At 70.9% G+C, this 17,902-nt stretch carries 21 protein-coding genes; 11 read left to right on the forward strand and 10 right to left on the reverse strand.

Annotation, left to right across the window (positions count from 1 at the left end; all coding sequences use genetic code 11):
• Both LK09_RS18215 and aspS read left to right on the forward strand, forming a co-directional pair.
• A partial coding sequence (locus LK09_RS18215) for an HNH endonuclease signature motif containing protein (protein ID WP_039402776.1) occupies positions 1-647 on the forward strand: 647 nt, incomplete at its 5' end.
• A 154-nt stretch (positions 648-801) separates the two neighbouring features.
• Positions 802-2,148 (forward strand): aspartate--tRNA(Asn) ligase, encoded by a 1,347-nt coding sequence (gene aspS, locus LK09_RS18220; RefSeq protein WP_197061106.1) that lies wholly within the window; start codon positions 802-804, stop codon positions 2,146-2,148.
• 200 nt (positions 2,149-2,348) lie between these two features.
• Here the strand turns inward: aspS and LK09_RS18225 are convergent, their stop codons facing one another.
• From LK09_RS18225 to LK09_RS18240, 5 genes are all read right to left on the reverse strand, one after another.
• Positions 2,349-2,603: a glutaredoxin family protein gene (locus tag LK09_RS18225; protein WP_039402779.1), complete on the reverse strand. Its 255-nt coding sequence runs from the start codon at positions 2,601-2,603 to the stop codon at positions 2,349-2,351.
• Position 2,604: 1 nt separating this feature from the next.
• Complete coding sequence (locus tag LK09_RS18230; RefSeq protein ID WP_039402781.1) at positions 2,605-2,898, reverse strand: rhodanese-like domain-containing protein; 294 nt, start codon at positions 2,896-2,898, stop codon at positions 2,605-2,607.
• Between the two features lie 72 nt (positions 2,899-2,970).
• Positions 2,971-3,069 (reverse strand): 30S ribosomal protein bS22, encoded by a 99-nt coding sequence (locus LK09_RS21225; RefSeq protein WP_003792170.1) that lies wholly within the window; start codon positions 3,067-3,069, stop codon positions 2,971-2,973.
• A gap of 80 nt (positions 3,070-3,149) precedes the next feature.
• Positions 3,150-3,341 (reverse strand): helix-turn-helix domain-containing protein, encoded by a 192-nt coding sequence (locus LK09_RS18235; RefSeq protein WP_039402783.1) that lies wholly within the window; start codon positions 3,339-3,341, stop codon positions 3,150-3,152.
• Positions 3,342-3,425: 84 nt separating this feature from the next.
• Positions 3,426-4,361 (reverse strand): TetR/AcrR family transcriptional regulator, encoded by a 936-nt coding sequence (locus tag LK09_RS18240; protein ID WP_039402784.1) that lies wholly within the window; start codon positions 4,359-4,361, stop codon positions 3,426-3,428.
• An 84-nt stretch (positions 4,362-4,445) separates the two neighbouring features.
• Between LK09_RS18240 and LK09_RS18245 the strand changes: the two genes are divergently transcribed.
• Positions 4,446-5,342 carry an ATP-binding cassette domain-containing protein gene (locus LK09_RS18245; protein ID WP_039402786.1) on the forward strand — a complete coding sequence of 299 codons (897 nt, stop codon included), beginning with the start codon at positions 4,446-4,448 and terminating at the stop codon, positions 5,340-5,342.
• Entirely contained in the window at positions 5,339-6,124 is a 786-nt protein-coding gene (locus LK09_RS18250; protein ID WP_039402788.1) for an ABC transporter permease, read from the forward strand. The genes LK09_RS18245 and LK09_RS18250 overlap by 4 nt, the downstream gene beginning before the upstream one ends.
• A 21-nt stretch (positions 6,125-6,145) precedes the next feature.
• Here LK09_RS18250 and LK09_RS18255 read toward each other — a convergent pair whose 3' ends face one another.
• Positions 6,146-6,559 (reverse strand): ArsR/SmtB family transcription factor, encoded by a 414-nt coding sequence (locus tag LK09_RS18255; RefSeq protein ID WP_039402904.1) that lies wholly within the window; start codon positions 6,557-6,559, stop codon positions 6,146-6,148.
• Positions 6,560-6,730: 171 nt separating this feature from the next.
• Here LK09_RS18255 and LK09_RS18260 point away from each other — a divergent pair, with 171 nt between their 5' ends.
• Positions 6,731-8,092, forward strand: a complete 1,362-nt coding sequence (locus LK09_RS18260) for a TrkH family potassium uptake protein (protein WP_082008382.1) — start codon at positions 6,731-6,733, stop codon at positions 8,090-8,092.
• Complete coding sequence (locus tag LK09_RS18265) at positions 8,085-8,756, forward strand: potassium channel family protein (RefSeq protein WP_039402792.1); 672 nt, start codon at positions 8,085-8,087, stop codon at positions 8,754-8,756. The genes LK09_RS18260 and LK09_RS18265 overlap by 8 nt, the downstream gene beginning before the upstream one ends.
• 12 nt (positions 8,757-8,768) lie before the next feature.
• Here LK09_RS18265 and proC read toward each other — a convergent pair whose 3' ends face one another.
• A complete protein-coding gene (proC, locus tag LK09_RS18270) occupies positions 8,769-9,602 on the reverse strand; it encodes a pyrroline-5-carboxylate reductase (RefSeq protein ID WP_156138907.1) in 834 nt (277 codons plus the stop codon).
• A gap of 67 nt (positions 9,603-9,669) precedes the next feature.
• On the opposite strand from proC, the gene LK09_RS18275 reads away from it, so the two are divergent.
• The 4 genes from LK09_RS18275 to LK09_RS18290 all read left to right on the forward strand — a co-directional run bounded on the left by LK09_RS18275 (position 9,670) and on the right by LK09_RS18290 (position 12,853).
• Positions 9,670-10,467, forward strand: coding sequence for an SDR family oxidoreductase (locus LK09_RS18275; RefSeq protein ID WP_052226984.1), 798 nt, complete (start codon positions 9,670-9,672; stop codon positions 10,465-10,467).
• A 26-nt stretch (positions 10,468-10,493) separates the two neighbouring features.
• Positions 10,494-11,459 carry a cation diffusion facilitator family transporter gene (locus tag LK09_RS18280; protein ID WP_039402796.1) on the forward strand — a complete coding sequence of 322 codons (966 nt, stop codon included), beginning with the start codon at positions 10,494-10,496 and terminating at the stop codon, positions 11,457-11,459.
• Positions 11,460-11,470: 11 nt separating this feature from the next.
• The gene (locus tag LK09_RS18285) at positions 11,471-12,397 is read left to right on the forward strand and encodes an LLM class F420-dependent oxidoreductase (RefSeq protein WP_039402798.1); all 927 of its coding nucleotides are present in this window, start codon (positions 11,471-11,473) and stop codon (positions 12,395-12,397) included.
• A 75-nt stretch (positions 12,398-12,472) separates the two neighbouring features.
• On the forward strand, positions 12,473-12,853 hold the full coding sequence (locus LK09_RS18290; protein ID WP_039402800.1) for a DUF2255 family protein: 381 nt from the start codon (positions 12,473-12,475) through the stop codon (positions 12,851-12,853).
• A gap of 7 nt (positions 12,854-12,860) precedes the next feature.
• Here LK09_RS18290 and LK09_RS18295 read toward each other — a convergent pair whose 3' ends face one another.
• Entirely contained in the window at positions 12,861-13,292 is a 432-nt protein-coding gene (locus LK09_RS18295) for a nucleoside deaminase (protein ID WP_039402908.1), read from the reverse strand.
• Between the two features lie 84 nt (positions 13,293-13,376).
• On the opposite strand from LK09_RS18295, the gene upp reads away from it, so the two are divergent.
• Complete coding sequence (upp, locus tag LK09_RS18300) at positions 13,377-14,009, forward strand: uracil phosphoribosyltransferase (RefSeq protein ID WP_039402802.1); 633 nt, start codon at positions 13,377-13,379, stop codon at positions 14,007-14,009.
• 25 nt (positions 14,010-14,034) lie between these two features.
• On the opposite strand, the gene LK09_RS18305 is transcribed toward upp, so the two are convergent.
• Together LK09_RS18305 and LK09_RS18310 are read right to left on the reverse strand one after the other, a co-directional pair.
• Positions 14,035-14,337, reverse strand: coding sequence for a DUF3467 domain-containing protein (locus tag LK09_RS18305; protein ID WP_039402804.1), 303 nt, complete (start codon positions 14,335-14,337; stop codon positions 14,035-14,037).
• A 13-nt stretch (positions 14,338-14,350) separates the two neighbouring features.
• Positions 14,351-17,896, reverse strand: coding sequence for a TM0106 family RecB-like putative nuclease (locus LK09_RS18310; protein ID WP_039402806.1), 3,546 nt, complete (start codon positions 17,894-17,896; stop codon positions 14,351-14,353).
• Between the last annotated feature and the right edge of the window lie 6 nt (positions 17,897-17,902).

Genomic DNA, 17,902 nt, shown 5'->3' on the forward strand with positions numbered 1-17,902 from the left:
CCGCGCTGGTCGCCGACCCGCGCACGAACGAGCAGCTCGCGTACGACCTGCTGATCGACGTGCTGCACACCGGGTCGCTTGCCGACGCCGCGTCGGTGTTCGGTGCCCGGCAGGCCGGCGTGCGGGTCGTCGTCACCGACACCAGCCGCACCGGGTCCGGCGTCGCGGTCATCGAAGACACCAACACCACGGTGCCGGCCGCGTTCGCCGCACAGCACGCGTGCGACACCGGCACCACCACCATCACCATCGACCCGGACGGCAACCCGCTCAACCTCGGCCGCGACACCCGCCTGTTCACCGCGAAACAACGCCTCGCGCTCGCGCAACGCGACGGCGGATGCGGCTGGACCGGGTGCGACAGACCACCCTCCTCCTGCGAAGCGCACCACATCGACCCGCACTCCCACGGCGGCAGAACCGATGTGGACCGCGGCATCCTGCTGTGCAGGTTCCACCACATGAACCTGCACCACCACGGCTGGCGGATCACCCGTCACGGAACCGGACCCTTCATCCTCCACTCCCCCGACCCCGACATCGAACCCGTCATCCTGCACCAACGCCTCGAACGCCGATACGCGTTCGGCGACCTCCAACCACCACCCACCCGATTCCGAACCACCACACCCGAGGCCGCCGCATGAGATTCCGACCAGCCGCATGAGAGGAGCGCCAGTGCCCCACCGGACCCAACGCGAACGCTCGCGCCTCGGGCACGACCAATTAGGGCAAGCGGGGTGCCCGATCCCACGGCGAGAACGCGCATTCCGGAGCCCGGACGCTGCCCCGGTAGACTCGATGCTCGTGAGTGAACGCGTTCTGGTCAGCCAGCTGAAGGCCCTTGATGACGGCCCCGTCTCCGTGTCGGGATGGGTGGAGACCGTCCGCGATCAGAAGAAGGTGCAGTTCGTCATCCTCCGCGATGAGACCGGCGCCGTGCAGCTGGTGAACCCGGCCACGCGCCCGGCCGAGGACGGGAGCGAGCAGGATGCCGCCGCTCTGGCTCTCACCGACCTCATCTCGAACCTCGCCCACGGCACGTTCCTGACCGTCACCGGCACCCTGAAGCACGACGAGCGCGTCAAGCTCGGCGGCGTCGAGATCAAGATCGGCGCGCTGGAGGTGGCCGCGGCATCCCTCCCGGAGACGCCGATCGCCACCGACTCCAGCCTCGACAAGCGCATGGACTGGCGCTTCATCGACCTGCGCACGCGCCGCAACAACCTGATCTTCCGCATCCAGACGACCCTCGAGCACGCGATGCGCAACTACTGGGTCGAGCGGGACTACATCGAGATCCACACCCCCAAGCTGATGTCGAGCCCGTCCGAGTCGCGCGCCGAGCTGTTCCAGCTCGAGTACTTCGGCGACCAGACGGCCTACCTCGCGCAGAGCCCGCAGCACTTCAAGCAGATGGCTCAGGCGGCCGGCTTCGGCAAGGTGTTCGAGATCGCCGACGCCTTCCGCGCCGACCCGTCGTTCACCAGCCGCCACGCGACCGAGTTCACCTCGATCGACGCCGAGATCAGCTGGATCGACTCCCACGAAGACGTCGCCCGCATGCAGGAGGAACTCCTCGCCACGGCGTTCCAGGCGGTCAAGGACAAGCACGGCGCCGAGATCGAGGAGCTGTTCGGCCTCGAGGTGACGGTTCCGGCTCTGCCGTTCCCCCGCATCCCGCTCGCCGAGGCGCGCGAGATCGTCAAGGCGCGCGGCTACGAGATCCCCCGCACCGACGGCGACCTCGACCCCGAGGGCGAGCGCCAGATCTTCGCGCACGTCAAGGAGACGTACGACCACGACTTCGTGTTCGTCACCGACTACCACCCCGAGATCCGGCCGTTCTACCACATGCGCAACCCCGAGACCGGGATGACGAACAGCTATGACCTGATCTACCGCGGCACCGAGATCACCACCGGTGCACAGCGCGAGCACCGCGTCGAGGTGCTCGAGGCGCAGGCCGTCGAGAAGGGTCTCGACCCGGAGGGGCTCGAGCACTACCTCGACTTCTTCCGGTACGGCGTGCCCCCGCACGGCGGGTTCGGGATGGGCCTGGCGCGACTCCTGATGCTGCTGCTCGGCGAGTCCTCGATCCGTGAGGTCACGTACCTGTTCCGCGGCCCGACGCGCCTCGCGCCGTAGCATCCGCTTCTGCGCCTGTCCGAGACAGGCGGATGGCCCAGAACAGGACGATTCCGCGCGAATCGTCCTGTTCTGGGCCATCGTGCTGTTTCCGGCCGACCGGGTTCAGCATGACGCCCAGGGCCGTCGCCTACGGGCATCCACCCGACGCGAGACGTCCGCGTCAGGGCGCGCCTTGACCCGCCCGGTGGACGCGGGGGTCAGCCGGCGAGCGCGCTGCGCAGCCGCGCGGCGTCCAGCCGCCAGTGGGCGTGCAGGTGCCCGTCGATGAGCACGGCCGGGATCTTCTCCCACCACTGCTCGTAGAGCGCGGGGTCGTCGAGGATGGATGCCTCGATGACCTCGATCTCGTCGGCCCGCGCTTCGGGGAGGTCGGCGAGCACCTGGTCGACGATCTCGTGGGCGACGTCGCACAGGTGACAGTCGGGCTTGCCGATGAGGGTCAGCGTGGTCATGTCACGAGGCGAGGGGGAACCCCGCCGCCGCCCATTCGCCGGTGCCGCCGTCGACGTTCGTGGCGTCGTAGCCGCGCGCCTCGAGGGCCTGCACCACGCGGGCGGAGCGGCCGCCGACCTGGCAGATCACATCGAAGGCGCCGTCGGGCAGCTCGTGCAGGCGTTCGCCGATGACCGACATCGGGAGGTTGACCGCACCCGGGACGTGCCCGGCGGCGAACTCGTCGGCCTCGCGCACGTCGATGAGCGGGACGTCCTCGCGCTCGCGCAGCTGCTGGACCGTGATCGACTTCATGAATCCTCCTGACGGATGCGGCAAACACGAAGCGCCCATCCGGGACGGACAGGCGCTCGGTGTCGGTGCCGCTTACTTCTTGTTGCGGCGCTGGTGGCGAGTCTTGCGAAGCAGCTTGCGGTGCTTCTTCTTCGCCATGCGCTTACGGCGCTTCTTGATGACAGAACCCACGGAAAACCTCACTAAGTCGGGGTCTGGACGCGATGATCGCGCCCGGGATCGGGCAAAACGGAAAAATGCCTCGGAACAGTCTAGCCGACGTCGCTGGCAGGACGTTGCAGCAGTTCCGTGACGGCCGACTCGGGCACCCGGTAGCTGCGCCCGAAGCGCACGGCGGGCAGTTCTCCCGCGTGCACCATGCGATAGACCGTCATCTTCGACACGCGCATCAGCGCGGCGACTTCGGCGACGGTCAGAAAGCGCACGTCTGCGAACTCCGACATCCGGTTCCTCTTCCCCAGTCGATTGACCACACTCTATGGCTCCGCGGGGTGCGTGTAAACCCGAGTGGCTCGTGTGACCCGCACTCAGGAGCCGGCGGCATCCTTCGCCTGCCGCTGGCGGGCGCGTTCGCGCGCCTCGCGCAGCGCCGCGCGCTCTTCCTTGTGCGCGGCGCGCAGCAGCTTCTCGGCCTCGCGGACCTTCTTGCGGGTCTCGCGCACGCGGCGGTCGGATGCCACCTCCGGCGCCTCGGGCAGCGGCCCGCGCGAGGGCGCCGCGGCGGTCCCCACGGCGAGGGCCTCGAGGTGTGCGGCGATCCCGTCGATGATGCGGTCGAGCCCGAAGCGGAACGGATCGCTGCCCGACGAGAGCACCCCTGCGGCGATGGCGCGGTGCAGCGACGGGTATTCGTCGGCGGTCACCAGGCGGGCGAGGAGGCCGTCGGACTCGTGCCCGACCGCGTCGTAGTCGCTGCCGGTCTCGGCCGCGCGGCGGGTCATCCCGGCGACGGCCATCGCGTACCAGTGCGCGTAGCCGGTGAGCATCAGCATCAGCGACAGGCGCTCGTCGTCGTCGAACGGCGTGTCGTCGAAGACCTGGATGCCGGCATCCATCCACGCGGCGGTGCCGGGCGTGGGCGAGATGCCCGCGATCGGGATCTCGATCGCCCACGGGTGGGCGAGATAGGCGGAGAGCAGTGCGTCGTGGAACGCGATGGCGCGCTCGCGCCAGCCCTCCCCCGTGATCGGTCCCGGCGCCCCGACGGCGGCCTCCTGCATGAGCAGGATGAGGTCGTCCTTCGCGCTGATGTACCGGTACAGCGACATCGGCGTGTATCCCAGCCGGCTGGCGACCGCGGCCATCGACACGGCGCCGAGCCCTTCGGCGTCGGCGAGTTCGACGGCCGCCTCCACGATGCGCTCGACGCTCATCTCGCGCTTGGGTCCGCGCTGGGGGCTCGCGGCGACGCCCCAGGCCAGCGCGATTCCGCGCGGCAGGTCGTCGAGATCGGTGTCGCTCATGGTCGCCATCCTAGGCTTGTGTATGTCATAAACAGTATGTTACGGTCATAAACAGTTTCGGTCATAAACAGAGAGGATGCCGAGATGTCCCCTGCCATCGATGTGCACGACCTGCACGTCTCCTACGGCACGCAGAGCGTGCTCGCCGGCCTCGACCTGACCGTCGCGCCGGGTGAGGTGTTCGCCCTCCTCGGCCCCAACGGCGCCGGGAAGACGACCGCCATCTCCGTCCTGACCACGCTCGCCGTGCCGGCATCCGGCACCGCCCGCGTGGCGGGGTTCGATGTGGTGACCGATCCCGTCGAGGTGCGGCGGCGGATCGCGCTGACCGGTCAGAGCACCGCGGTCGACGACTCACTCACCGCGACCGAGAACCTCACGATGCTCGGCCGGCTGTCCGGCCTGTCGTCGCGCGCCGCCCGTGCTCGCGCGAGCGAGCTGCTCGCGCAGTTCGCCCTGACGGATGCCGCCTCCCGGCGGGTCAAGACGTTCTCCGGCGGCATGCGGCGCCGGCTCGACCTCGCCCTGAGCTTCGTGGTGACGCCGGAAGTGCTCTTCCTCGACGAGCCCACGACGGGAGTCGATCCGCGCAGCCGCCTCGACCTGTGGAGCGTCATCCGCACGCTCGCCGACGCCGGCACGACGGTGTTCCTCACCACGCAGTACCTCGAAGAGGCCGACCTGCTCGCCGACCGCGTCGCGATCCTCGACGGCGGACGGATCGTCCAGACGGGCACGCCCGAACACCTGAAGTCCCTCGTCGGCAGCGACACCCTCGTGCTGAGCGGCACCGACGGCGACGCCCTCGGCGAGATCCCCACCGACGGCACCGTCGCCGGCCTCCGCCGCGCGCTCGACGCCATCCCGGCGGCCGAAGCCGGCGCGGCCGTCGCGCTTCGCCGGCCCACCCTCGACGACGTGTTCCTGAACCTCACCGCGTCGCCGGCCGACGCCCGCATCCCCGAGGAGGTCGCATCATGACCATCGCCCTGCCCACGCCCCGCCCGCGGCTGCGCGGCATCACCGCCGAATCGGTGTTCGTGCGGCGCAGTCTCACCCAGTCGCTGCGCGACGGGGAGTCGCTCAGCATGTCGATCATGCTGCCGGTCATGATCATGCTGCTGTTCACCTACGTGTTCGGGGGCGCGCTCGAAGCCGACGGGCGATACGTCGACTACGTCGTGCCCGGCATCATCCTGCTGTGCGCCGGGTTCGGCGCCGCGACCACCGCGACCTACGTCGCCCGCGACATGACCACCGGCATCATCGACCGGTTCCGCACCATGCCGCTGCGCGCGAGCGCCGTCCTGACCGGCCACGTCGTTGCCAGCCTCGTGCGCAACCTCGTCGCCACCGCCGTCGTGATCGGCGTGGCGTTCGCCGTCGGATTCCGCCCGTCCGCCGACGTCGTGTCGTGGGTGCTCGCCCTTCTCCTGATCGCGCTCTACATCCTCGCGATCACGTACCTGTTCGCCGCGATCGGGCTCGCCGCCGGCAGCCCCGAGGCGGCCAGCGGCTACGGCTTCATCGTGATGTTCCTGCCGTACCTGTCGAGCGCATTCGTGCCGGTGGACACCATGCCCGCCTGGCTGCAGTGGGTCGCCGAGAACCAGCCGATCACCCCGATCATCGAGACGATCCGCGGGCTCCTCATGGGCACCCCGCTCGGCACCGAACCCTGGTGGGCGCTGGGGTGGATCGCCGTGATCGTCGCGGTGTCGGCCGTGTGGGGCGCGTGGCTGTTCCGGCGGTCGCGCCGCTGATCCGGTGCGCGACGGGCGTCGTCAGGGACGGCCCGGCAGATTGCGCAGCACGCTGTCGAGAGCGTGCTTCGCGGATGCCGCGGCCCTCCCGACGACGTCTGCCGCGTGCAGGGCCTCTTCGGGAAGGGCTCCGGAGATCTGCTCGGCGAGCGCGGCGTGGTCGGTCTCGAGGAACGGCACCAGCCACGCGTCGATCTCATCGAGCGGGTGCGTGGACAGCGAGTAGAACCGGTGCTGGCCCTCTTCGCGCACCGCGACGAGTCCGGCATCCCGCAGCACGCGCAGGTGCTTGGACACGGTGGGCTGACTGACGCCGAGTTCGCCCACGATCTGCGACACGCTCGATCCGTCGGGGTAGGCCGTCGCGCGGTCCAGCAGCAGACGCAGGATGTCACGACGCGTACCGTCTGCGATCACGTCGAAGATATCCGCCATGAACACAGGTTAGCCGGGGTCCCGCGGCGGCGCACGGCGCCGGGCTAGCATGTCGGGGTGGTGGGGACCGGGGATGACGCACGGAGGCCGGGGCGGGGCGACTCTCCGGCCGGGCGCGCGGTGGCACCCCTGATCGCCGCCCTCGGCGCGATCCGGGGCTGGCTGCGGCGCATGACGACCGCATCGCCGTCCCGGTTCGCGGTGCTCGTGTTCCTCACGCTGATCGCCGCCTTCACGGTGCTGCTGTCCCTCCCGATCGCCGCGGCCGACCACCACCGCACCGATTTCGCCGACGCCCTCTTCACGGCGGTGTCGACGATCTGCGTGACCGGGCTCTCCACCGTCGACATGGGATCGCACTGGTCGCCGTTCGGCCACGTCGTCATCTATCTCGGGGTGAACGTCGGCGCACTGGGTGTGCTGACCCTGGCATCCATCCTCGGACTGGTGATCTCGAAGCGCCTGGGCCTGCGCGCCCGCCTCATCGCGGCCAGCGACTCCAACCCGATGCGGGCGCATGCGGGTCCGGTCAACGAGAGCCAGACCGTGCACCTCGGCGAGGTCGGCGCGCTGCTGGCGACGGTCGCGCTGTCGACCCTCATCATCGAGGCGGCGCTGGCCGTGCTGATGTACCCCGCCCTCCTCGCCGGAGGCGTCGCCCCGCTCACGGCCCTCTGGGAGGCGCCGTACTACGCGGCGATGGCCTTCACCAACACCGGTTTCACGCCGAACACCGAGGGCTTGGCGCCCTTCACGCACGACTACTACTTCCTCGGCCTGCTGATGCTCGGGGTGTTCCTCGGATCGATCGGGTTCCCGGTGATCCGCAACCTGATGATCTTCAAGTGGCGCGTGCGCCGCTGGAGCCTGCACACCAAGCTCACCCTCATCACCACGACGACCCTGTTCCTGGCCGGCGGGCTGGTGTTCCTGCTGCTGGAGGCCGCGAACGCGAAGACCCTCGGCAGCGAGGGCGCGTTCGACACGTTCTTCCAGTCGTTCTTCCTCTCGGCGATGACCCGCTCGGGCGGCTTCTCCACCGTGGACATCGGGCAGCTGCACGGGTCGAGCCTGGTGGTCGGGTCGATGCTGATGTTCGTCGGCGGCGGCTCGGCGTCGACGGCCGGCGGCATCAAGGTGACGACACTGGCCGTGCTGGCACTCGCCGTCGCGAGCGAGGCACGGGGCCGCAGCTCCGTGCACGCGTTCGGTCGCCGCATCCCCAGCGACGTGCAGCGGGTCGCCCTGTCGGTGGTCGCGTGGGGCTCGACCATCGTCGCGGTCTCCACGGTCACGATCGCCCAGCTCACCCAGCTGCCGGTGGAGGACGTGCTCTTCGACGTGATCTCCGCGTTCGGCACCGTCGGCCTGTCGACGGGCGTCACCGCGGAGCTGGACGATCCCGCCAAGTACGTGATGGCCGCGACCATGGTGATGGGCCGCGTTGGTACAGTGACTCTCGCCGCGGCGGTCGCCGCGACATCCCGCAAACGGCTCTTCGAGCTGCCCGTCGAAAGGCCGATCGTTGGTTGAGGAGCTGCGCAAGGACGCACCGGTGCTGGTCCTGGGTCTGGGGCGATTCGGATCGGCGTGCGCCGCCGAGCTGACCGGCCTCGGACGCGAGGTGCTCGCGGTCGACGACAGCATGGAGCGCGTGCAGAAGTGGGCGGACATCGTCACCCACGCCGTGCAGACCGATGCCCGCGACATCGACGCCCTCAAGCAGATCGGCGCACAGGACTTCTCGGTCGCGATCGTCGCGGTGGGCTCCTCGATCGAGGCCTCCGTGCTCATCACCGCGAACCTGGTCGACCTCGGCGTCCCCCAGGTGTGGGCGAAGGCCATGACGCCGTCGCAGGCGAAGATCCTCACCCGCGTCGGAGCGAACCACGTCATCTTCCCCGAGCGGGAGGCCGGCGAGCGCGTCGCGCACCTCATCAGCGAGCGGATGCTGGATTTCATCAAGTTCGACGACGACTACGTGCTCGCCAAGCTGTACCCGCCGCTGTTCATCCGCGACCGGGCGCTGGCGGAGTCGGGCGTGCGCTCGAAGTACAACGTCACAGTGGTCGGCGTGAAGACCCCCGGCAAGCCCTTCCGCTACGCGGAGCCGGGCACGATCGTCACCAACCACGACATCATCGTGGTCTCCGGCACCAACCGCGACATCGACCGCTTCGCGTCGCTGCCGCGCTGACCGGAACCCGGGTCAGGCGCCCTGGGCGAGCTCCCGGGCACGGGCGAGGGCGGCATCCGTCGCATCCGCGAAGACCGCGTCCAGGCGCGCGGCCTCGAGCACGGCGATCGCCCGCTCGGTGGTGCCCTTGGGGCTGGTCACCTGACGGCGCAGCTCGACCGGGTCCTCCCCCGACGCCCGCAGCAGCTCGGCGGCGCCGATGAAGGTCTGCTCGGCCATGAGACGTGCGGCGTCCCGGTCGAACCCCTTGCCGACCGCCGCATCGGTGAGCTTCTCGATGAGCAGGAACACGTAGGCGGGGCCGGAGCCCGAGATCGTCGAGAGCGCGTCGATCTCCGATTCGGGCACCTCGATGACGGTGCCGACAGTTTCGAACACCTCCCGCACGACGGCCAGGTCGGCCGGCGTCGCGGTGGTGCCGGCCGCGAGGCCCGTGACCGCCCGCCCGACGAGTGCGGGGGTGTTGGGCATGGAGCGTACGACGGGGATGCCCGCTCCGAGGATCCCCTCGAACGTCGCGATGGTGACCCCGGCCGCGATCGACACGACGATCGTGCCCGGGCGCAGGTGGGGCGCGATCTCGCGCAGGAGGTCGGGCACCATGGCGGGCTTCACGCCGACGACGACGACGTCGGCGGAGGCCGCGGCATCCTGATTGCCGGTCGGTGCCTGCTCGAGCGCCACGCTCACGATGCCCGGAACTCGGATCCCCTCGGCGCGCGCCGCCGACCGGTTGGTCACCGTGATCTGGGTGCCCAGGCCCGAGCCGGCCACCCCCTTCGCGATGGCACCGCCCATCGAACCGGCACCGAGGAACGCGAGCGGGGGCAGCTTCTGGTCAGGCATGGTCGTCATCCTATGCGGGCATGCGGCGGACACGGACACGCCTGCGGCGGCCGCGTACCCTCGAGGGATGGATGCCCGAGGCCCCGCACCGACGCCCTCTGCCGCACACTCCAGCCACCCGCGACCGGTCGCGATCGTGACCGGCGGATCGCGCGGCATCGGCGCCGCGACGGCCCGGCGACTCGCCCGGGACGGCTGGGACCTGGTGCTGACCTACCGCACGGACGCGGAGGCCGCCCGCCGGGTCGCCGAACTGTGCCGGGAGGCCGGCGCCGACGCGGTGGTCGTCGCAGCCGACCGGACGGGGGCTCCGGATGCCGCGATCGAGGCACCGTTCGACGCGGCGCACGCCGCCTTCGGGCGCCTCGACGCCGTCGTCGACAACGCCGGCACGACCACCCGCTATGCGCCCCTCGCCGACACCCCCGCCGAGGAGATCCGCACCACGATCGACGTCGACTTCACGGCCGTCGTGCTCACCGCCCGTCGCGCCGTGCAGGAGTTCACCGCGACCGGGACGCCGGGCGTGATCGTCGCGGTCTCCTCGGGGGCGGCGACGATCGGCAGCCCCGGCGAGTACACCCACTACGCCGCCGCCAAAGCGGCCGTGGACGCGTTCGCGATGGGACTCGGCAAGGAGGTCGGCCCGCTCGGCATCCGCGTCGTCGCCGTCGCCCCGGGCCTCGTGGACACCGAGCTGCATGCGCGCACGGGCGATCCCGGCCGCACCCAGCGCATGGCGGCCGGCATCCCGCTCGGGCGCGCGGCGACACCGGAGGAGATCGCCGGGACGATCGCGTGGCTCGTGGGGCCCGAGGCGTCGTACGTGACCGCCACCACCCTGCGCGTGGCCGGCGGTCGGTGACCCGGCCGGTCCGTAGACTCGACTGCATGAGCGCATCCGGCGGCACCCGAGCCATCATCGCGGCCTTCCTCGCCAACATCGGCATCGCCCTGGCGAAGCTCGTCGCCTGGCTGATCTCCGGTTCGGCGTCGATGCTCGCCGAGGCGATCCACTCGCTCGCCGACAGCGGCAACCAGCTGCTGCTCATGTTCGGCGGCCGGCAGTCGCGCCGGGCCGCCGACCGCGATCACCCGTTCGGCTACGGCCGGGAACGGTACGTGTACGCGTTCGTCGTGTCGATCATCCTCTTCTCGGTCGGTGGCGTCTTCTCGATCTACGAGGGCGTCGAGAAGATCACCCACCCGCACGAACTCACGAACTACTGGGTGCCGCTGGCCGTCCTCGTCATCGCCATCTGCCTCGAGTCGTTCTCGCTGCGCACAGCCGTCAAAGAGAGCAACCACCACCGCGGCAAGGGCCAGTCCTGGTTCTCGTTCGTCCGGCATGCGAAGGCGCCCGAGCTTCCGGTCGTCCTCCTCGAGGATGTCGCGGCCCTCACCGGTCTCGTCTTCGCCCTGCTCGGCGTCGGCCTGACCTGGCTCACCGGCAACTCGCTGTTCGACGCCCTGGGCACCCTGATGATCGGCCTGCTGCTCGTGATCGTGGCGATCACGCTCGGCATCGAGACCAAGAGCCTGCTGGTCGGCGAGGGCGCGACCCGCGGCGACCACGAACGCATCGTCGACGCCATCACCGACGGCGGCGAGATCCGCAAGCTCATCCACATCAAGACGCTCTATCTCGGGCCGGACGAGCTGATGGTCGCCGCCAAGCTCGGGTTCGCCTCCGACAAGATGCTCGGCGAGGTCGCCCGCGACATCGACGACATCGAGGGCCGCATCCGCGCCGCCGTGCCCGCCGCGCGGGTGATCTACCTCGAGCCGGACGTGTACCGGCCCGCCGACGACCCGGCGCCGCCCACCGACCAGTTCATCGTGCGCTCGACCGACTGAGCAGGAGCATCATGGAGTACTGCATCTTCACGGAGCCGCACGGCGGCGCCTCGTACGGCGACCAGCTCGCGTACGCGCAGGCGGCCGAGCGCCTCGGGTTCGACGGCTACTTCCGCTCCGACCACTACCTCAACCCCGGTCCCGGTGACGGGCTGCCCGGTCCGACCGACGCCTGGACGACGCTGGCCGGCCTCGCGCGTGAAACCCACCGCATCCGGCTCGGCACCCTCGTGTCGCCGGTCACGTTCCGCCACCCCGGCATCCTCGCGATCCAGGTCGCGCAGGTCGACGAGATGTCCGGCGGTCGAGTGGAGCTCGGGCTCGGCGCCGGCTGGTTCGCGCGGGAGCACGCGGCGTACGGCATCCCCTTCCCGGCGAAGCGCTTCGACCTGCTCGAGGAGCAGCTGCAGATCATCACGGGGCTGTGGGAGACTCCGGCGGGCGGGAGCTTCTCGTTCGACGGCGCGCACTACACGCTGACGGATTCCCCGGCGCTGCCGAAGCCGGTGCAGTCGCCCGTGCCGCTCATCATCGGCGGCAGCGGCCCCCGGCGCACACCCGACCTCGTCGCCCGGTTCGCGACCGAGTACAACCTGGGATTCCCGGACGACGCCGACATCCCGGGACTGATCGCGAACGTCCGCGCCGCGTGCGAGCGCGTCGGTCGCGACCCGACGACCCTCCGGCTGTCGCTGGCGATGACGACGTTCGCGGGCCGCACGGCCGCGGACGTGGAGCGCCGTGCCGCCCACGCCGGGACGATGGCGGCCGCCGCCCGTGCCGAATCGAACATCGTCGGGGATGCCGCCGAGATCCGCGACCGCGTCGACATGTACCGGTCGCACGGGATCGAGCGGGTGTACTTCCAGCTGCTCGACCAGCAGGACCCCGACCACGTCGAGTACCTCGGCGAGGTGCTGGCCGGACTCCCCCGCTGACCGCCGGAACCCGCCGGGCAGGATCGGGCGCCGCGGTGCGCGGCCACCGGCGGACGCGTGGCGTAGCGTGATCCCATGATGTGGACCCCCGACGAGCTCCGCCGCATCGGCGAAGCCGACGAGCTGCAGCTCTCATCGACCCGGCCGGACGGCACCGACCGTCCCTTCGTGACGATCTGGGCGGTGACGTCGGGCGGCACCGTCTACGTCCGCTCCGCCTACGGCCCCGACAACCCGTGGTATCGGCGTGCGCTCGCGGCCCGGCGCGGGCGCATCCGCGCCGGTGGAGTGGACCGCGAGGTGACGTTCCAGCCGATGGCCCCGCTCGATCTGCCGCTGCAGCTCGCGGTGGACTCCGCGTACCACCTGAAGTACGCCAAGCACCCGCCGCGCATCGTGAGCACGGTCGTGGGGCTCGTCGCGCAGCAGACGACGATCCGCATCGACCCGCGCTGAGCCCGCGTCAGCGCCGCGGATCGAAGAATTCGCGCAGCAGGGATGCCGCGGCATCCTGCTCGAGACCGCCGACCACTTCGGCGCGGTACGGCAGCCGGCGGTCGCGCAGCACGTCGTACATCGAGCCCGCGGCTCCCGCCTTGTCGTCCCAGGCTCCGAACACGACCCGCCCGACCCGGGCCTGCAGGATCGCGCCGGCGCACATCAGGCACGGCTCGAGGGTCACCGTGAGGGTGCAGCCCTCCAGGTTCCACGAGCCGAGCACGGCCGCCGCACGCCGCAGCGCGAGCACCTCGGCGTGCGCGGTCGGGTCGCCCGTCGTCTCGCGCTCGTTGCGGCCCTCGCCGAGGGTGCGACCGGCGGCATCGGTCACCACGGCGCCCACCGGCACCTCGGCGGCGTCCAGTGCTTGCCGCGCCAGCACGAGGGCGCGGTCCATCGCGGCGAGATCGGCGGTGTCCGGGGTCACATGTCGAGCGTACGGCTCTCCCGGGAAAGCCGGTGCTCCCGGTAATCTGGCGGTATGCGTGTGCACGTCGCCGACCACCCCCTCATCACCCACAAGCTCACGGTGCTGCGCGACAAGCGCACCCCGTCGCCGGTCTTCCGCCAGCTCACCGAAGAGCTGGTCACCCTGCTGGCCTACGAGGCCACCCGCGAGGTGCGCGTGGCCGCGGTGCAGATCGAGACGCCGGTCACGACCACCGTGGGCGTGCAGATCGACGAGCCGCGTCCGCTCGTCGTGCCGATCCTCCGCGCGGGGCTCGGGATGCTCGAGGGCATGACCCGGCTCGTGCCGACCGCCGAGGTGGGGTTCCTCGGCATGGTGCGCGACGAGGAGACCCTCAAGCCCACGACGTACGCGGAACGGCTGCCGGAGGACCTCAGCAACCGGCAGTGCTTCGTGCTCGACCCGATGCTCGCCACCGGCGGTTCGCTGGGCGCGGCGATCGAGTACCTGTTCAAGCGGGGCGCGCAGGATGTCACGGCGATCTGCCTGCTCGCCGCTCCCGAGGGCGTCGCGGCCATCGAGAAGCAGGTCGAGGGGCACAACGTGACCCTGGTGCTCGGCTCGCTGGACGAGCGCCTCAACGAGAACGGCTACATCGTCCCCGGTCTCGGCGACGCCGGCGATCGGCTCTACGGCACGGTCTGACCGGCCGGAGAACCGGCGAGGGCGTCTACTCGGCGGCGCGGCGCCCGGTCTCCTGCTCCCAGAACTCGAGCTGCTGCGTGAGTGCCTTGGCGAGTTCGAACACCTGCTCCGGGGGGATCCGGATGCGGCTGACGACGCGTGCGGGCACGACGGCGACGGCTTCGCCGGTGTCGGGGTGGGTGCCCTCGCGGGGCGGCTGCGCGACCGTGACGAAGTCCATCACGAACGTCGTGGGCGTGTGCCACACGTTGGCGAAGTCCGCGAAGTAGCCGGGGATCTGCTCGGGCGGCAGATCGATCTCGAACTGATTCGGAATCTCTTCGGTCATCGGCGTCCTCTCGTCAGCTCAAGTCTGACAGCGCGAAGGGCGCTTCGGTGCGGGACGCGGCATCTGCATCCACCGCGCCGACGAGTTCGGCGAACGCACTGAGGCGCGCCACCCCGTCGGGCGTCCGGGGAAGATCGTCGAGGAGTCCCGGTGAATAGAGCACGTACGCGGCGTACTTCGCGCGCGACACCGCGACGTTCAGCCGGTTCTGCAGCAGCAGGAACTCGAGGCCCCGCGGGGCGTCCCGCCCGCTCGATGCGGCGAGCGACACGATCGCGACGGCGGCCTCCTGACCCTGGAATCTGTCGACGGTGCCCACGGGCACGGCACCGAACCCGGCCGCGGCGAGCGCCTCCTCGACGAGCACCTGCTGAGCGTTGTACGGGGTGACGACGATGAGGTCGGATGCCTGCAGGGCCCGCGCCGGGAGGGGCTCGCCGTCGACCGCGTCGATCCATCGCCGCCCGACGAGGTCGCGGACGAGCCCGACGACGCGCTCCGCCTCTTCGGGCGACTGGGTCGCATTGCCCTCGTGTCGCACCGGCACGGCGTGCACGCCCGCGTCGATCCCCTCGACGACGCGGAGCGCGGCCGAGGGATGCGACGCGAGCTCTCCGGCGTACGACAGCCGCGAGACCGGACCGGCCACCGCCGGATGCATCCGCCACGACCGGGCGAGGAAGAACCCCCGGTCGGCGGGCATGACCTCGTGGCCGTCCATCACCCAGCCGAGCGCCGACGTGTCGACGGGGGCCGGATGCGTGCCCTGGCTGACCTGCGGCAGCTGCTGCGGGTCGCCGAGGAGCAGGAGCCGCTGGGCGGCGACGGCGACCGCGATGGTCGACGCGAGCGCGAACTGGCCGGCTTCGTCGATGACCACCAGGTCGAGGGAGCCGCGCGGCACCCGACCGGGATGACTGAAGTCCCACGCCGTCCCGCCGACGACGAAGCCCGTGTCGGCGTGTGCCTCGGCGAACGCGGCCAGGCCGTTCTTGGGGAACACCGTGAACGTCGCCTCGGCGTCCTTGGTCGCCTTGCCGACGAGCTCGGCGGGCACTCCCGCATCGATGACCTTGTCGAGCATGTGCTCGACGACGGCGTGCGACTGGGCGACGACTCCGATGCGCCAGCGGTGCTGTTGCACCAGGCGCGCGATGACGTGCGAGCCGACGTAGGTCTTGCCCGTTCCCGGAGGCCCCTGGACGGCGAGGTAGCTGTGCTCGAGCGCACGGAGCCCGGCGACGATCGCCGTGATGGTCTCGGCCTCGTGGTCGAGGACGGCACCGCGCAGGCGCGGCGGGCGGCGGGCGAGGATGTCGGTGGCCGGGTCTTCGGGCAGTGCCGGGAGGGCGTCGACCACGGCATCCGCCCATTCGTCGATCGCCGTCTGCTGCCCGCCCGCGAGGGGCGGGGCCGACGGGGTGAGTGCCAGGGGAAGGGCGTCCCACGTCTGCCCGTCGATCGCCGACTCGGCGACGACGACGCCGTCGTCGTGCACTTCGACGACCTCGACCATGTGCGCGGTGTGGATCCAGCGCGGCATGGGGACGCTGTCGTACGGCGCCGGGAGCTCATACAGGGCGAATGGTCGGCCGCCCTCGGTCAGCTTGGTGCCGGGCGCCAGTTCGCCCTGCAGCTCGATCAGCCGGCGGACGCTGCGCACGCCGGGGTGCCAGTCTTCGACGACGCGCGACCTCGTCGCGTCGGTGACGACGACGTCGCGGGTGTCCTGCCACGTCGAGACCGGCTCGCGCAGGCGCTGGTAATGCGACGCCCAGAACGTCTTCGCCTCGCGCGGGTAGTAGTCGATCGCCGCAGAACCGAGCTCGAGGGCGTCGATCTCCGCCTGCTCGGCCGCCGATGCCGCAGCCTTGGCGAGCAGCGTCGCACGCGGGGACGTCTCGTAGACGGCGAGATCCGGCTCGATGTCGCGGGTGGGCTGCAGGCCGGCTTCGATGGCACGGTCGACGAGCCAGTTGCGCAGCCGCCGGGTGGAGACGCAGTCGTAGCGGTTGTAGTCGGCGAGGTCGTCGAGGATCGCCTGGGCCTCGGCGTCGCGGGCATCCGCCTGCAGCGCACGCGCCTCGACGTACTTCACGATCGAGTCGTCGCCGCGCTGCACGTCGCTCGTGCGCACCTGGTCGCCCATGTACAGCGGTTCGAGCTTCTTGATCGAGTACGACCGCGACCCGATGCGCAGCGCGCGCTTGACCACGGGATAGAGGTCGACGAAGACGCCGTCGCGCAGGAGCTGGTCGAGCAACTGCTCGCCCACGCCGTACCGCCGCCCCATCTCGGTGAGGTGCGCGGTCTCGTACGGCGCGTAATGGTAGATGTGCATGCCCGGGAACTGCGCGCGCCGCAGCCGCACGATCTGGAGGAAGCGTTCGAAGGCAGCCTTCTCGTCGGCGAAGTCGTGCGCCCACAGGGCCGAGTACTGCTCGACGCCGTCGACCCACCCGAACAGGTAGTCGATGCCCCACAGCCGGCCGTCGCCCTCGGTGTAGAGGGGGTCGCCCTCGAAGTCGAAGAAGATGTCGCCGGTGTCGGGGCGCGGCAGCGCCCCGAGCGCCGTGGGGAAGACCACCTCGTACGACGGCACCGGGGGCTCCGCCGGGGCATCCGCCTCGGCGGCCTCGGCCGGGCGGGGCACGCCCGCCGGGCTGACGAGCTGCAGGCGGGCCTGGGTCTGCAGCAGGCCGAAGGTGTCGGCGTTCATGCGGTCGGGAACCGAGGCCGCCGCGGCCAGATCGTCGATGGTGCGCAGTCCTGCCGCCCGCATGCGCTCACGCTGCACGGGCCGCACCCCGGCGACGAGCAGCAGGTCGCGCGATGCCACCACCTCGAGGTCGCACGTGGGGCATCGCCCGCACGCGACGACCCGGAGCTCGCCGCGTTCGTCGCCCCAGGCGATCGGATCGCCCGCGATGCCGGCGGCCACGTCCCGGTCGGCGATCAGCGCCCGCAGGCGTGCGCGCCGCAGCAGGAAGACCGGGCGGAGGTCGGCGAGCGCGTGCGCGGAGACGGTGCCGTCGCCGAGGAGCAGCTCGACGTCGTCGGCCCGGGGCACGCCGAGCCGCTCGAGCTGGTCGGCATATGCCGCGAGCTGCATGAGCGCGGTCACCCGCGCGTGGCGGGCGAGCTTGGTGTCTTGCACGACCCAGCGGCGGTCGGCGTCGCGCACGAGGAAGTCGGCGAAGCCGACGAACTCGCTCGTGGCGAAGGCGGCCTGGTAGACGACCTCCACCGCGTCGTCGGCCAGGGCGGCGATCGTCTGCGCGACGGCGGCCGCGAGCCCCTCGGCGTCGGACGAGCGCGTTTCGGCGATCTCGACGACCGCGGCGCCGAACCGGTCGCGGTACCGCTGCAGCACGCGGCGCTCGTGCTCGGTGCCGAGCTCGGCCGCCCGCTCGAGAGTGGCGTCGAAGGGGTCGTCGACCGGCGCGACGCGCCCCAGCTTGGCGTCGATGGCGCGCAGCCACGCGAACTCGCACTCGGCGGCGGCCTTGAGGTCGCTGGCGCTCCAGATCACGCGGTTCTCGGCTTCGACGTATCTCACGACATC

The sequence above is a fragment of the Microbacterium mangrovi genome, assembly GCF_000802305.1.
Taxonomy (GTDB): Bacteria; Actinomycetota; Actinomycetes; order Actinomycetales; family Microbacteriaceae; genus Microbacterium; species Microbacterium mangrovi.